The organism is Kluyvera sichuanensis (genome assembly GCF_014218705.1).
Taxonomy (GTDB): domain Bacteria; phylum Pseudomonadota; class Gammaproteobacteria; order Enterobacterales; family Enterobacteriaceae; genus Kluyvera; species Kluyvera sichuanensis.
Genome location: NZ_JABBJF010000015.1, coordinates 44732 through 60383, shown reverse-complemented (window position 1 = coordinate 60383; position 15652 = coordinate 44732). Strand labels below are relative to the sequence as shown.

Sequence of the window (15652 nt, the reverse complement as noted above, 5' to 3'; positions counted from 1 at the left end):
AAGTACAGAAAGCCCGCACGGCACAAGCCCTGCGGGCTTTTTTGTGTCTGTCGTTGTCCGAGAACATCCGGCTAAATCCGGTGATTATTGGTATACGTTTAGGTATACGGTAGGATGTATACCTAAAAGCGTATACCAATTCATGAAGGAGCGGCCACAGTGGCACGGACAACACGCCCCCTTACCAACACCGAAGTTCTGCGCGCTAAAGCGTTAGAGAAGGATCTAACGCTGCATGATGGCGATGGCCTTTTCCTGATAGTGAAAACTAGCGGGAAAAAGCTCTGGCGTTTCCGTTATCAACGTCCAGCGACAAAACAGCGGACAATGATGGGGCTTGGTGCTTTCCCCGCCCTTTCACTTGCTGACGCCCGAGGGTTAAGAGCGGATTACCTTACCTTGTTAGCCAACGGAATTGACCCACAAATTCAGGCCGAAGTAGCAGAGGAACAGCAGCAAATCGCTCTGGACAGTATTTTTTCAACGGTCGCCGCTAACTGGTTCCAACTCAAAAGCAAAAGCGTTACCCCTGATTACGCAAAAGACATTTGGCGCTCGCTGGAGAAAGATGTATTCCCAGCCATCGGCGAGCTCCCCGTTCAGCAAATCAAAGCCCGTACATTGGTTGAAGCACTTGAGCCAATCAAAGCTCGTGGGGCGCTTGAGACTGTACGTCGACTGGTACAGCGTATTAACGAGATAATGATTTATGCCGTAAACACCGGTCTGATTGATGCCAACCCTGCATCTGGTATTGGTATGGCCTTTGAGAAACCCAAAAAGCAAAACATGCCAACGCTACGACCTGAAGAATTACCAAAACTCATGCGCTCTTTGATGATGTCAAACCTCTCTGTTTCGACTCGCTGTCTAATTGAGTGGCAGCTCCTGACTCTTGTGCGCCCTTCTGAAGCCTCCGGTACTCGTTGGGCAGAGATCGATCTCGATGCAAAGCTCTGGACTATTCCAGCCGAACGGATGAAAGCTAAGCGGGAACACATAGTTCCTTTATCATCCCAGGCTTTGGGTATACTTGAAGTGTTGAAACCTATCAGCTCTCATCGAGAGCATGTTTTTCCGAGCAGAAATGATCCAAAGCAACCAATGAATAGTCAGACCGCTAATGCTGCTTTAAAACGGATTGGATATGGTGGAAAATTAGTTGCTCATGGTTTACGCTCAATCGCGAGTACGGCAATGAATGAAGCTTTGTTTAATGCTGATGTCATTGAAGCCGCACTAGCGCATTCTGATAAAAATGAGATAAGACGAGCCTATAATCGGTCAAATTATCTCACTCTCCGCAAGGATCTGATGAACTGGTGGGGACAATACATAGTTAATATGAAAAAAATTAATGAAGGACCGTTAATATGAATGCATTAGATACAGATAACATTAGCACAGCATTTAATTCAATCTTGCGAGCTGACTATATTTCACTTGATAACATCAAGGAACTTTCTCTTCTTGAGGATTATTTCATTGATTACTTTGGAATATTAAACGGCTTACTCCAAAAACAAGACAACTTCATATCTGGTCGTCGTGGAACAGGAAAGACAACAAATCTACTTCGTGGATATTATGAGTGTTTAAAATCAATATCACCTGAGTTAAAAGGAACAACTTCTTTACTCGGCACGAAAAAAGTTCTTCCTATTTTTATCGACTTAAGTACATGTATAGATATCTTTGACTCAACTAGTGATCTAGAGTTAATAGAAATTCACTTCATTAGACAAATAATCGACTCTTTAAAAAAACAGCTAGCACTGATGTACAATGAAAAACATCTTATTCTTTTCAAAAAAGAAAACCCAGCGCTAGATGATCTTGACTATATAGAGAAGATACTTGTTGAAGGTATAACAATCAGCACGAGCCGAAAAGTAGAAGAAAATAATCAACACAAACACAAAGCCGATGTCAACCTTTCAGCAAAAGCCGATTTTACCAAGGCGGAGATAAGTGCAGGCATCACTGACTCAGTTGAAAAATCAACTAATAGCAGCCACACAAAAATAAAAGGCCTAAATGTTCAAGATTTCTTGAACAAGATTAGCCAAATAAAAAACAAAGCAAAACTGGATGCTATTTATATTTTTTTAGATGAATACTCAGATCTCAACTCTGAATCACAAAATAAATTCAGTTCTTTATTAAAATCATTCTTAGGCTCAAGAATCGGGATGTTTTTTAAAGTCGGCGTAATAACTGATCGGTACGACTTTGGTGAAAAAATAATTATTGGAAGAGATATTTTCGCCATCCCTCTTGACTTCAATGAATATGTTGAAAGATTTGATGGGGCAATAGCTGGCATTAACAAAATGCAAGTTTTTGTAGAGCAATTAATCAATAAAAGAATTGATAAATTTTGTCCAAATTTAAAATTCACTGATATATTCAAGGGGAATAGAGAAGAGATTTTCTATCGAATAACACGAGAAACCCTTGGGGTATCCAGAACTATTGGAATAATACTCCAAAATGCTTTCATTCAAGCCAGAGCTAACTCACACGACCATAAAATTGGTTTAGCAGAAATAAACTATGGCATTACATGTGCAAGAAAAACTTATCAAAAACAATTTACTGGAAGTTCTAAAAAGGGCTTAATACCTCCATTTAATATGGACATTTGGAACTCAATAATAGAAAAAGCTTTACAAGAAAAAAATAAATTCCCAGATAGAGCAGCAAGTCATTTGATGATCGATCCTTCCAGGAGAGATTATCTCAATGTCTTATGTGAAAATTTCATGCTGCACTTTATATCCGAAAATGTAGTTTCTAAGCATGGTGGAAGCTATAATCTCTATGCCATTGATTATGATGTTTGCTTAGAAAATAATATTAAATACGCTAATAAAAAAGATGATTACACACCAATACGATTTATTTATGACGAAGTTCTAGCCAAATACGATCCATACTTTGTCAAAACAAAACGCAAGAGTTACAAATGCCCTGCTTGCAATAAAATATATGATGAAACCGAACTAATTAAAGTCAAAATAAAAAGATGTTTCGAAGATGATGAAAAACTTATTGAAATCATTCATCAGGATGCTCCTGTAACTCATGGAAACTTCGCTGAGGTTGAAATTAAAATATTGGGTTTAATAACTCAATTAACTTTTGATGAGGCTATGACAGCTCGTGAAATAGCCGATGCAGTTGGTTGTACAAGACAGAAGATTTCTGCATGGGGAGGTCGAGTGCTGGAAAGGGAAGGCCATATTCGTATCGACAAAAATAGAAAACCACATCGATACTACGCGAGTGACCTTGATGAATCATCTTCAGAGTAAGAGACAGGAGTTGGCCCAGATAATTTAAATTACAAGTTTATATCTGCGCGCAATGCTCTCCCCGCCACGCCTGCCCGCTTCAGGGGGCGCTTTTAATGCAGTTGCATGAAGGGACTCAGGCCGCGCCAGTGCTGGTGCGGCAGGGGATGGAAAATTCAGTATTTTGCATGCAAAGCCATGCAGCGTAGGCATGCATGGCTATTTTTCTTAAAAAGACGGGTATTTTCGGGACGTTTTATGCGGATTTTTTGCGTTTCTGAGTGGCCTGTCGGCACATGAAAATCTGACTCTGTTCAGGTGTATATTTTGTCCGGTTGTCTTCTCTGGATGCTCTGTCAGGCCGGAACCCGATGGTCGTCAGAATATCCCAGTCATCCTCTGCGTAATCAATATCTCTTCCGCTGGCCAGATGAACCGATAGCGCTTCGCGAATACTGGCGGCCGCCCGGTCGAGAGCCCGTTCTCTGACGATTTCAGGTTGCTCTCTGAGATGCATTAATTCCGGCGCCAGTGCTGCGGCCAGCGCATCACCACTGACCTGCATAAAGGCGTGGAGCTGGCGACGAATGCTGATACGCTGCACGGCCTCATGTGACCGGATGTACTGACCGGCTGACTGGTTCACCGCCCATTTTTTCAGGTCAATATCATCACGCAGCGCCTGTACTGTATCTGGTTCATAACGGGTACAGGTCAGCTCCCGCTCTTTCAGCGCCATTTCAGCCCGTGCCAGTGCCGATTTGCTGCTCATCCAGTCCGATTTCTTCTTCTGACAGGCTTCAAAAGCCTGTTCCAGTGGTGCTCGTGTCATTTTCTTTCTCCTGAATCAGTGGCGCAGCGATGGGCGGGCGCAGTCCCTAATCCGGGGCGGTGTTGCCGGGGCTGTCTGCGGCGGTTCGGGCTTTTCTTCTGCCGGTGGCCGTATCACCTCGTCGATAGACTCGATGGTGCGAAATGTGGCGGAGCAAAAGACATTGACGCACTGGAGATAGCTCTGTTTGACGTTATCCGACAGGTAACGACTGGTGCGTACATGGGCAGCCTGTTTGCAGTACGGACAGCGCATCATGGCTTCACCCCCTGCGGCTGTTTCTGCTGTGCCAGTTCTTTAGCCCGTAACATCCTCTTGGCAGGGCTTTTATACAGTTTCATATCCACGCCGGTGAGTGCCGGGCGGTAAAGGCCAATCTGTGAAATTACCGGCTCATGCTCCATGTTGAATGCGTAATACTGGCTCTGTGCCAGTACGTTCTCGCCCAGCTCCTGAATCAGAATAGTGTGAGGATGTTCTTCTCCACTCATTTTGAGCTCACGCAGACGTAAAGCAAAAGCGCGTACCAGTGCAGGGGGAGTGTCTTTCATCACGGCTGCCCACTCGTTTCGGGCATAGGCAGAGAACACCGTAAAATGGGTGCCGACGTACTTATCTCCTGATGCGCAGGCCGCCAGCATGGTACGGGTCTTATCATCTTCCAGTTCAGCAATCAGGGCAGTGAATTCCTCCGCCAGCTCACGACTGGCCACCCGCTGACCATGTTCGGCTTTCAGCTCCGGGGTCATCATGCCGCGTAGTTCGCGAAAACGGGTGCGCCAGTTCTGCTCAGCTTCAGCACTCTCATTCAGCGCGTTCTGGCGTTCTTTCTCGCTGCGGGTAATGGCGGCCTCAATATCATTCAGTTTCAGCATATTTTCCGTGTGTGCAGATTTAGCCTGACTGAACGCATCAAGTGCGTTGTTTATTGTGGTCTCTGCGTTCTGGTTTGCTTTCTCATTAATCGTATCCAGTGCGCTCTCAATGGCCGTGCGGATTGTCTTATTCTGTGTGCTGCTAATGGTTTTCATTACTGAGGTAAATAAATCTTGTTTCATCGTCGGGCTCTCTGTGTGTTTTCAACCTGACGCCATTCTGCCGTCCCTCAGACAACAACTCGATTCATTGCCGTTGTAGCAGACATGGCACAAACAGGACTTCAAAACCCGGCTTGCCAGAGAAAGGTCGCAGGAAAACCCTCTCTCTGTTTGTTTTTTTAATAATAACTATTCACTACTGTTCACCTTAAAGAAAAAGATAAGTAATACAGTAAATTAAAGAGTGAACAGTTGAGAGTGAAGTGTTCACCAACTGTTCACTACTGTTCACTGATTTCGGCAAGAACCTTTCATATATTCATTGTTTTAATAATTATATTTTCGCCTATTGATAGGCGGTATCAATTAATCGTTATTTCTGAACGTCTCAGCGCGTCATGAGCCAATTATTTTTCATATTTTCAGAACACTGTTTAAATAACAGCCAAAATGGCTCCACGACACAACAAGCCTCTGTTGCATTGAAGGAAAATATTCACAAAATAGAGAGCTACCCGATGCCGGACGGATACGTTCGGATCTCTGCGGATATTAATGAGGTAGCGTTATGCACACGGTTTCATCAGCATCATCTTCCCCCACTGGTACACACCTGATGGCGGTTTCTGCGCCGGTTCAGGAACGTTTTCTACGTCTCCCTGAAGTCATTCATCAGTGCGGTCTGTCCCGCTCCACGCTCTACGATTTAATCGCCCGTGATGCTTTTCCTGCTCAGGTCTCACTGGGTGGGAAAAATGTCGCCTGGCTCCAGTCTGAAATCACGGCATGGATGATGGAACGTGTTGCTCATCGCAACCGGAAGTGTGATGCATGAATATGAGCCGCTATCAAACAGCCCCTTTTTCTGGCTTGCATCTGTTGTATGTTTCCTGGTACAGTTTTGCCGTTGCCGCAAAATCGGCAACCGGGCGTAGGAACCCGTGTTACTTATTGGCGACTCAACACGCGCCATGCGTGTTTTTTTACATCGTTGCTCAGGCTCATATTTTTTTAGGGCGGTGGTTTTTACACCATCGTTTTAATCGGATAATGGTAGCCCGGGCGGGGCAGCCTTCGGGCTGGCCGGTTTCCAATAAGGCCGGTATTCCTACCCCCGTCCGGGCTGCCACCCATGAGTGTAGGAACTCCGGTGGTAGCAGTAACCGCTACTTATTGGAGATTGCCATTATGGCTACGACCCTCACCCCGTCTCACCCTGAATTTATCTTTGTGTTTGCCGCTATTCGCCGTGCTGACCGTAAGCCCCATATCTGCATGCTGCGTACCGTTGCCGGTGATGAACGCACCGCCCGCCGTTCTCTCGTTCGGGAATATGTCCTTTCCCTTGCTGCCCGTCTGCCGGTTGCGGGGGTGTGCCATGCATAATCAATCTGCTGCTCAGACCGTCTCAGCGCGTCGTGATGACCTTAACGCTGTCAGTGAGCACCTGAGCCTCGAATCGTTTCATAAACTCAATCGTGCCTGTGAGACCCTGCATTTTTTTGGCTGTGACTTAAGACGCCACGAGATAAACGGACTCAGCCAGCTTTATACGCCTCAGATCCTGAGTTATGTGCATGAAGATATCAGCCACGTACTGGAGGAGCTGAAAGCGAAAGGCCTGTGCCGTGATTTTCTCGCTACACAGGAGGTGGAGCATGTTTGATTTCCCGCAACCGGGTGAATTGTTCCGCTCAGCCGGTTTCCCTGACGTACGCGTGGTGGGCGTTCTGGCCGACGGTATTCCGTGGGAAATGCCGTACCGCTGTCCGGCACTGGTCTGGAACCCGTACCGCCGGACTTACACTATTCTCATTCGTATTATTTCCGATGGACGGATTGCCGAAATACCACTCGGGCGTTTTATGCGGGAATTTAGCTGCGACCGACCGGATATGTTCAAACGCAGCCCGGAAAATCGTCACGTGGTTCTCAAAGATATTGCCGCCGACCCGGAATTACAGAAATGGCGGGATAAAAATATCGATAATTATCCGCAGGATATTATCCCGGCCAGATGTCCAGCGCCGGTGGCGCGGAAATGGCGGGATATTCCCCGGACTGAACCGGAAATAAAACCGGATAACAGCTACCGCCATTATCTGTAATTAAAAAACGATAACAAAAATTAAATGTGCGTATCTGCACAGGGATACGCACGTCTTCAGGAGTCGGAATCATGCATGTAAATATCACTGAACGACCACAGAATAAATGGTTGTCGGCCATCAGCCAGGCTGACCTCGAATGCCTTGAACATTTGCGTAATGTCGGCCAGTTTGTCGGCGAGCTGGTGCAGGTGCAGGACTGCACCACTGTTCGTCGTGACCCGGCGCAGCAGTTACAGCTCACCTCCGTGATTTATCTTATGACCGCCCAGCTCGACGGCGTGGTTGAACGCTGTAATCAACGCTGGCTCAACGGGGAGGGCAATTTATGAAACAGCCATTACCGCTCGTCTTACGCGCTGCGCTTTATCGCCGTGCCGTGGCCTGTGCATGGCTGGCTTTATGCGAACGTCAGCACCGCTACCCACACCTTACTCTCGATGCGCTGGAGAGTGCCATTGCCGCCGAGCTGGAGGGTTTTTACCTGCGCCAGCATGGCGAGGATAAAGGCCGCACGATTGCCTGTGCCTTACTGGAAGATTTAATGGAAGCCAGCCCGCTGAAAGCCGCGCCATCACTGTCTTTTCTCGGGCTGGCCGTGATGGATGAACTCTGTGCCCGTCATATCACCGCACCGGTAATACACTGAGGGAGAATAACCATGAATATGAACGTAACGGAAACCGTAAAACATGCATGCGGCCACTGGCCACGCATTCTCCCGGCGCTGGGCGTGAAGGTCATTAAAAACCGCCATCAGGCCTGTCCGGTATGCGGCGGCTCTGACCGTTTCCGGTTTGACGATAAAGAGGGGCGAGGGACGTGGTTCTGTAACCAGTGTGGCGCGGGTGATGGTCTGAAACTGGTTGAGAAGGTGTTCGGCGTAAATCCGTCTGAGGCCGCCCAAAAGGTTAACGCCGTGACCGGCAATCTGTCGCCGGTTGCCCCGGAGGTGATTGCGGCCGCAGAAGCGGGAACGGAAGCCGACCACAAAGCAGCGGCTGCGCTGGCCGTAAAACTGATGGAGAAAACCCGAACGGCCACCGGCAACGGCTACCTGACTCACAAGGGTTTTCCCGCGCTGGAGTGCCTGACGCTCACCGCCACACATAAAACCGGCGGCGTGACCTACCGCGCCGGTGATGTGGTTGTCCCGCTGTATGATGACACCGGCGCACTGGTTAACCTTCAGCTTATTAATTCAGACGGTCTCAAGCGCACCCTGAAAGGCGGTCAGGTGAAAGGGGCATGTCATATCATCGAAGGGAAAAAACAGGCCGGGAAACGCCTGTGGATAGCAGAGGGCTATGCGACCGCACTTACCGTGCATCACCTGACGGGTGAAACGGTCATGGTGGCGCTGTCGTCCGTGAACCTTCTTTCTCTGGCGAGCCTTGCCCGGCAAAAGCACCCCGCCTGTCAGATTGTGCTCGCTGCCGACCGTGACCTCAGCGGCGACGGTCAGACAAAAGCCGCAGCGGCCGCAGAAGCCTGTGAGGGCATTGTCGCCCTGCCGCCGGTCTTTGGTGACTGGAATGATGCGTTTATGCAGAGGGGAGAAGATGCCACGCGTAAAGCGATTTATGACGCTATCCGGTCACCGGGAGAGAGTCCGTTCAGCACCATGAGCGAGGCCGAATTCACCGCCATGAGCACCAGTGAAAAGGCAATGCGGGTACATGAACATTACGGCGAGGCGCTGGCGGTGGATGCAAACGGGCAGCTCCTTTCACGCTATGAAGCCGGGATATGGAAAATCATTCCGCCGTCGGATTTTGCGCGTGACGTGGCCGGGTTGTTCCAGCGTCTGCGAGCGCCGTTCTCGTCGGGGAAAATTGCCTCGGTGGTGGATACCCTGAAACTGATTATTCCTCAGCAGGATTCCCCGGCGCGCCGCCTGATAGGTTTTCGCAACGGTGTGCTTGATACCAGTACCGGCGTATTCAGCCCTCACAGTAAAGCGCACTGGCTGCGCACACTGTGCGATGTGGATTTTACCCCGCCGGTCGCGGGAGAAGCACTGGAAACCCACGCGCCGAACTTCTGGCGCTGGCTCGACCGTGCCGCCGGTTCACGTGCGGATAAACGCGACGTGATACTCGCAGCACTGTTTATGGTGCTGGCAAACCGTTATGACTGGCAGCTTTTTCTTGAGGTGACCGGCCCCGGCGGCAGCGGGAAAAGTATTCTCGCTGAAATTGCCACCATGCTGGCCGGAGAGGATAACGCCACGTCAGCGACCATTGAAACGCTGGAATCCCCCCGCGAACGCGCGGCGCTGATTGGCTTCTCGCTGATACGTCTGCCTGACCAGGAGAAATGGAGCGGCGACGGTGCGGGGCTCAAGGCTATCACCGGCGGGGATGCCGTCTCCGTTGACCCAAAATACCGCGATGCGTACTCGACGCATATCCCGGCGGTCATTCTGGCCGTCAACAATAACCCGATGCGCTTCACCGACCGCAGCGGCGGCGTGTCGCGCCGTCGGGTGATTATGCACTTCCCGGAACAGATTGCCCCGGAGGAACGCGATCCGAAGCTGAAAGATAAGATTGCCCGTGAGCTGGCAGTCATTGTGCGTCAGCTTATGCAGAAATTCAGTGACCCGATGACGGCGCGCACGTTGCTCCAGTCCCAGCAGAACTCTGACGAGGCGCTCAGTATCAAGCGTGATGCTGACCCGACATTTGATTTTTGTGGCTATCTGGAGGCACTGCCCGAGCCTGACGGTATGTACATGGGAAATGCGAATATCATCCCGCGACAGCCACGTCTGTACCTGTACCATGCCTATCTGGTCTATATGGAGGCGCACGGCTACAAGAACACGCTAAGCCTCACCATGTTTGGCAAAGGACTGTCATCGATGCTGAAAGAGTACGGGCTGAACTATGGCAAGCGGCGAACGAATCAGGGGATGCAGACGAATCTCGCGCTCAGGGATGAAAGCAACGCCGACTGGCTGCCCCGATGTGACGAAACCACAGCGCTATAACCTATCCTGACCGGCATTAGCCGGTCTTTTTTTGCCTGAGATCCCTGAACGTGAACAGTAAAGTGTTCACTGTTCACGGACTATTCACCTTGTATTATATTGAAAATTAATAAAAATAACGGTGAGTGAACAGTGTGAACAGTTTTTGGTAAAAAAAGTTTTTTTCTTGATGTGATCTATTCAAAAACAAGTTCGCTTAACCACAGGAAACATTGCAACAAATCGCCATTGGTATACGCTTAGGTATACCAATGAAAGTTGAATTGGAAAATAAACAATAAAAACATTAGGTTGAAAACATTATTCAGACTCCGCCAGCCCACCAAAATTCTTTGTCGATGGTCACCAGAGCCTGAGATGAAGTCCTGAAAGCCCACATGGCGTAAGCCTGGTGGGCTTTTTTGTGTCTGTAATCGTCCGAAACGATCCGCCTGAATCCAGTAAAAATTGGTACACGTTTAGGTACACGCTATACTGTGGTCCATTAATCGTGTACCAATTATGGAAGGGATCCAGAAATGGCGCGCATCGCACGCCCCCTCACTAACAATGAAATTCTTAAAGCTAAACCTCAAGAAAAAGACTTCACCCTGCATGATGGTGACGGCCTATTCTTACTCGTCAAAACCTCTGGAAAAAAACTCTGGCGCTTCCGCTATCAGCGCCCGGTCAGTAGCAGCCGAACTAATTTGAGTCTCGGCTCATACCCTGCTCTTACGCTCGCAGCCGCTCGTCAAATTCGCGACCAGCACTTAACCATGCTTGCACAAGGTATGGATCCGCAACAGCAACAAGAGCAGGCATTAGAACAACGCCAGATTGAGCTGGATAGCATTTTCTCAACTGTAGCCGCAAACTGGTTCAAAATGAAAAGCAAAAGCGTCACTGAAGACTACGCGAAAGATATTTGGCGCTCATTAGATAAAGACGTGTTCCCTGCAATAGGCGCTATACCTGTTCAGGTGATTAAAGCGAGAACGATTATTGAAGCATTGGAGCCAATCAAAGCGCGTGGAACTCTGGAGACAGTTAGGCGCTTAGTACAGCGTATTAACGAGATAATGATTTACGCGGTTAATACCGGTCTGATTGATACAAATCCGGCGTCAGGGATTGGAATGGCATTTGAGAAGCCTAAAAAGCAAAATATGCCAACGTTAAGGCCAGAAGAGTTGCCCAAGCTGATGCGTTCTTTGGTTATGTCAAATCTGTCTATAACAACTCGCTATTTGATTGAATGGCAGCTCTTGACACTTGTGCGCCCCTCCGAAGCTTCCTCTGCTCGATGGATAGAGGTCGATATAAATACCATGATCTGGACAATTCCTGCAGAACGTATGAAAGCAAAGCGTGAGCATATTGTTCCTTTATCCCCACAAGCATTATATATTTTGGAAGTAATGAAGACTATCAGTGCTCATCGAGAATATATTTTTCCAAGTAGAAATAATCCTAAACAACCTATGAATAGCCAAACTGCAAATGCAGCTTTGAAAAGAATAGGATACGGTGGTAAGTTAGTAGCTCATGGACTACGTTCTATCGCCAGCACGGCTATGAATGAAGCTGGTTTGAATCCAGATGTAATAGAATCTGCTTTAGCCCACAGTGATAAAAATGAAGTCCGCAAAGCTTACAATCGGTCAACTTATGTAGGCAAAAGAGTTGAACTAATGAATTGGTGGGGTAAGGAAGTTTATAAAACTCTAGGAGAAAAATAATGGACAGAGAATTTCCTTGTAAAGCTTCGAATATTTACGATAAAAACATAAACTTTTTGTTTGGTTCTGGAGCATCAGCTGCATACATCCCTACCCTATGGTTAAGAAAAGATGTAACATATGAAAGCCTACTGACTCATGTAGATGTAAAAGGCAATGCGAATTTAGAAAATTTCATATTAAGCTCTTACTTCAATTCAATAATTCATAAAACATTCTGTATCCAACCCAAACCAACACCTAAAGTTTACTCTAAAACATTATCTGATTATGAAAGGTTTTTATTTGAACTGGTTTCTTTACTTGAAAAGAAAGGTTCTCACCAAATAAAAAGAAGCAACATATTTACAACAAATTATGATCTTTTTTTTGAAACTTCTGCTGATAACATTCTTAATAAGAAGATTTTTTATTTCAACGATGGAGCATTGGGGTTTAGAGAAAGGACACTAAATATTAGTAATTTTCATCTATCTCATTGGCATCAAGGTACTCATGATTTATATAAGCAAGAGATACCAACAATCAATGTTATAAAAATGCACGGGTCCGTTTCATGGAATAAAGATAAAAACCATAAGATTAATGTATTATATTCCACAACCTCGCCTGACAAAGTTATTTTGGAATGTGATAAAAAAATACAAGAGTTCGCTGAGGTTCTTTACGATACAAATGACGATCTTAATGAGTTTCTTAATCTTAACCAAAATGACATTGATTATCTGTCTGATTTCAGAGAGAAATATAATCGATTAGCTATTGTTAGTCCAACAAAAGAAAAATTCTCTGAAACATTATTCCAACAACATTATTATCAAAGTTTGAGATTACTGAGCTATGAACTTGAAAAACCGCAAACTGTTTTAATATGCTTTGGCTTTTCATTTCAAGATGAACATATATTAGAAATCATCAAGCGCTCACTTAGCAACCCAACATTAAAAGTTTTTGTTTTTTGCTATAATAAAGACAGCAGGGCCCTGATTAACGAAACAATTAATGATTCAAGAATAACTTACATCTACCCAAAAAATGATGAGCACAAACTCTCATTTGAAACTTTTATTGATAAAATTTTCACATCTGAAAGTGGAGAATGGATCTCATGGACGAACTAAATGTTGGCTTTGTTACACAAGTAAAGGGGACGGCTGTTGTAGCAAAAGTAAACAACACTCTCTATCAGTCAACCTATTTCCATCATGGAAAAATCCTCAGGGGAATAGCAATTAATGAGTTTGTTCTAATCCGAAAAGGATATCAAGATATTGTTGGAAAAATTATTGGTGAAGAAGTTATTGAAAACTTCAATTTAAGAAGCGATGAATTAGATCAAAAAAAATATGAAAGATTTATCGAACTCAATATACTAGGGTATTTTTTTGAAGGGAATTTTTATTCCGGCATCAAATACCTCCCTATGATTAACGATCAGCTTTTCTTAATATCAGATGAAAAAATAGCTGAAATTTATAACTTCCGAAAAAACAAACATACACCTCTAATAAATATTGGAAAGTCAATCCTTGAAGAATTACCTATCAGCATCCCTGTTAACGGTGTTTTTAACTCTCACATCGGAATATTTGGTAATACGGGTAGTGGAAAATCTAACACTTTAGCTAAACTTTATCACTCATTAATCACTCTCATTAAAGATAAACCAAATTTCGCCAAAAAATCAAAAATAAATCTCATTGATTTCAATGGCGAGTATAGCACCTTAGCCAAATCATTCCCTGTACTAACAAAGACTGTAGAGCTAAGCACAAAAGAAATAAAGGATAAATTAGTATTTTCAGAAAATGAGTTTTGGGATGATGAACTTTTATCCGTGTTATTTTCAGCAACAGAGAAAACTCAAAAACCATTCCTCACACATTTAGTTAAAAACAAAAATTCATTTGACAATGATCTTAACGGATATCTAAAACATACAATAAAAAATATGTTTGGAACTAATCCACACAGAGAAACGCTAAACTTACTTAAAGGATTAATAGTTTATCTTACCGATAAAGATCAACTTCGAGCCAACGAAGAACTATCTAAATTCTCATGGCATACAGGGAATAATAAATATGACCATCCAGATAGCTGGATAAATAATTCAGATGATGCTATAGCGTATCTACCTGTAACTTATAATAGCTCCTTCGTCATCAATTCAGTGTTCGATGAAATTTTCATCCGTTCTACTTTACAGTTAATAAACTCCGTATCTAAAAATTATGTTCAATACGAACACATCTCACCATTGATAAATAAAATTTCTGCAACGGGCCCATCATTATCTAAAGTTATAGAAATCACTGAGCACCATAAGGATCAAGTACCTATATCAATAATTTCTTTAAAACATTGCAATCAATCGACAAAAAAAACAATTCCAATGATGATTGCAAAATGTTCTTTCTTAGAACACAAATCTACTGATAATGAAATTGAAAGCTTTCATTTAATAATAGATGAAGCACACAACATTCTTTCTGAAATATCATCCAGAGAATCTGAAAGCTGGAAAGATTATCGATTGGAACTTTTTGAGGAAATAATAAAAGAAGGGCGTAAATTTGGATATTTCGTCACTATATCAAGCCAGAGGCCATATGATATTTCACCAACAATAATATCCCAACTTCATAATTATTTCATCCACAGGCTAGTAAATGAGAATGATCTGTTCCTTTTAAAAAACACGCTAAGCACGCTTGATGCTGCCTCCAGATCTTTAATACCAACACTCCCACCAGGAGCCTGTATAATTTCTGGAACTGCGTTCCATACGCCATTAATCGTTCAAATGGATCGATTAACTGAAGAAACAGCCCCACAAAGTGACACTCTTAATCTTGAAGATTTATGGGAACTTAAATAGTCGCGCGCAATGCTCTCCCCGCCACGCCTGCCCGCTTTGTGGGGGGGTTTAATGCAGGTGCGTGAAGGGGTTCAGGCTACGCCAGTGCTGGCGCGGCAGGGTGTGGAAAATTCAGGATTTTGCATGCAAAGCCATGCAGCGTAGGCATGCATGGCTATTTTTCTTAAAAAGACGGGGATTTTCGGGGCTTTTTATGCGGATTTTTTGCGGGTCTGCGCGGCCTGTCGGCACATGAAAATCTGACTCTGTTCAGGTGTATATTTTGCCCGGTTGTCTCCTCTGAACGCTCTGTCAGGCCGGAACCCGATGGTCGTCAGGATATCTCGGTCATCCTCTGCATAATGAATATCTCTTCCGCTGGCCAGAGCGCTTCGCGAACGCTGGCGGCCGCCCGGTCGAGAGCCCGTTCTCTGACGATTTCAGGCTGCTCTCTGAGGTGCATTAATTCCGGTGCCAGCGCTGCGGCCAGCGTGTCGCCACTGACCTGCATAAAGGCGTGGAGCTGGCGACGCATGCTGACACGCTGCACGGCCTCATGTGACCGGATATACCGACCGGCAGACTGGTTTACTGCCCATTTTTTCAGGTCAATATCATCACGCAGCGCCTGTACAGCGTCAGGCTCATAACGGGAACTGATGAGCTCATGTTCTTTCAGCGCCATTTCAGCCCGTGCCAGTGCTGAATTGCTGCTCATCCAGTCCGATTTATTCTTCTGACAGATTTCAAAGGCCTGCTCCAGTGGTGCTCGTATCACCTCGTCGATAGACTCGATGGTGCGA

The 15652-nt window shown here is 45.6% G+C and carries 15 protein-coding genes and 1 pseudogene; 12 read left to right on the top strand and 4 right to left on the bottom strand.

Annotation, left to right across the window (positions count from 1 at the left end):
* The first annotated feature begins 159 nt into the window (after window positions 1-159).
* Together HII27_RS15580 and HII27_RS15575 are read left to right on the top strand one after the other, a co-directional pair.
* On the top strand, window positions 160-1377 hold the full coding sequence (locus HII27_RS15580; protein WP_185668753.1) for an integrase domain-containing protein: 1218 nt from the start codon (window positions 160-162) through the stop codon (window positions 1375-1377).
* Window positions 1374-3317, top strand: coding sequence for a helix-turn-helix domain-containing protein (locus HII27_RS15575; protein ID WP_185668752.1), 1944 nt, complete (start codon window positions 1374-1376; stop codon window positions 3315-3317). The genes HII27_RS15580 and HII27_RS15575 overlap by 4 nt, the downstream gene beginning before the upstream one ends.
* A 235-nt stretch (window positions 3318-3552) precedes the next feature.
* Here the strand turns inward: HII27_RS15575 and HII27_RS15570 are convergent, their stop codons facing one another.
* Genes HII27_RS15570 through HII27_RS15560 form a run of 3 tightly spaced genes read right to left on the bottom strand, consistent with a single transcriptional unit; the run spans window position 3553 to window position 5186 of the window.
* Window positions 3553-4128, bottom strand: a complete 576-nt coding sequence (locus tag HII27_RS15570) for a phage polarity suppression protein (protein ID WP_185668751.1) — start codon at window positions 4126-4128, stop codon at window positions 3553-3555.
* 15 nt (window positions 4129-4143) lie between these two features.
* Window positions 4144-4386: an ogr/Delta-like zinc finger family protein gene (locus tag HII27_RS15565; protein ID WP_185668750.1), complete on the bottom strand. Its 243-nt coding sequence runs from the start codon at window positions 4384-4386 to the stop codon at window positions 4144-4146.
* Window positions 4383-5186, bottom strand: a complete 804-nt coding sequence (locus HII27_RS15560; RefSeq protein WP_185668749.1) for a capsid protein — start codon at window positions 5184-5186, stop codon at window positions 4383-4385. Before HII27_RS15560 ends, HII27_RS15565 begins: the two co-directional genes overlap by 4 nt.
* A 547-nt stretch (window positions 5187-5733) precedes the next feature.
* On the opposite strand from HII27_RS15560, the gene HII27_RS15555 reads away from it, so the two are divergent.
* From HII27_RS15555 to HII27_RS15510, 10 genes are all read left to right on the top strand, one after another.
* Window positions 5734-6000 (top strand): helix-turn-helix transcriptional regulator, encoded by a 267-nt coding sequence (locus tag HII27_RS15555; protein WP_185668748.1) that lies wholly within the window; start codon window positions 5734-5736, stop codon window positions 5998-6000.
* Window positions 5997-6551: a host cell division inhibitor Icd-like protein gene (locus tag HII27_RS15550; RefSeq protein ID WP_185668747.1), complete on the top strand. Its 555-nt coding sequence runs from the start codon at window positions 5997-5999 to the stop codon at window positions 6549-6551. The genes HII27_RS15555 and HII27_RS15550 overlap by 4 nt, the downstream gene beginning before the upstream one ends.
* Entirely contained in the window at window positions 6544-6831 is a 288-nt protein-coding gene (locus tag HII27_RS15545) for a derepression protein (protein WP_185668746.1), read from the top strand. The genes HII27_RS15550 and HII27_RS15545 overlap by 8 nt, the downstream gene beginning before the upstream one ends.
* Complete coding sequence (locus HII27_RS15540; RefSeq protein ID WP_185668745.1) at window positions 6824-7273, top strand: hypothetical protein; 450 nt, start codon at window positions 6824-6826, stop codon at window positions 7271-7273. The genes HII27_RS15545 and HII27_RS15540 overlap by 8 nt, the downstream gene beginning before the upstream one ends.
* 71 nt (window positions 7274-7344) lie before the next feature.
* Window positions 7345-7605, top strand: coding sequence for a hypothetical protein (locus tag HII27_RS15535; RefSeq protein ID WP_185668744.1), 261 nt, complete (start codon window positions 7345-7347; stop codon window positions 7603-7605).
* Window positions 7602-7922, top strand: coding sequence for a DUF5375 domain-containing protein (locus HII27_RS15530; RefSeq protein WP_185668743.1), 321 nt, complete (start codon window positions 7602-7604; stop codon window positions 7920-7922). Before HII27_RS15535 ends, HII27_RS15530 begins: the two co-directional genes overlap by 4 nt.
* Window positions 7923-7934: 12 nt before the next feature.
* Window positions 7935-10268 carry a primase-helicase zinc-binding domain-containing protein gene (locus HII27_RS15525; protein ID WP_185668742.1) on the top strand — a complete coding sequence of 778 codons (2334 nt, stop codon included), beginning with the start codon at window positions 7935-7937 and terminating at the stop codon, window positions 10266-10268.
* 518 nt (window positions 10269-10786) lie between these two features.
* Entirely contained in the window at window positions 10787-11989 is a 1203-nt protein-coding gene (locus HII27_RS15520; protein ID WP_185668741.1) for an integrase domain-containing protein, read from the top strand.
* On the top strand, window positions 11989-13110 hold the full coding sequence (locus HII27_RS15515) for an SIR2 family protein (RefSeq protein ID WP_185668740.1): 1122 nt from the start codon (window positions 11989-11991) through the stop codon (window positions 13108-13110). Before HII27_RS15520 ends, HII27_RS15515 begins: the two co-directional genes overlap by 1 nt.
* Entirely contained in the window at window positions 13098-14870 is a 1773-nt protein-coding gene (locus HII27_RS15510; RefSeq protein WP_185668739.1) for an ATP-binding protein, read from the top strand. Before HII27_RS15515 ends, HII27_RS15510 begins: the two co-directional genes overlap by 13 nt.
* A 191-nt stretch (window positions 14871-15061) precedes the next feature.
* On the opposite strand, the pseudogene HII27_RS15505 reads toward HII27_RS15510, so the two are convergent.
* Window positions 15062-15627, bottom strand: a pseudogene (locus HII27_RS15505) (phage polarity suppression protein).
* Window positions 15628-15652: the final 25 nt, after the last annotated feature.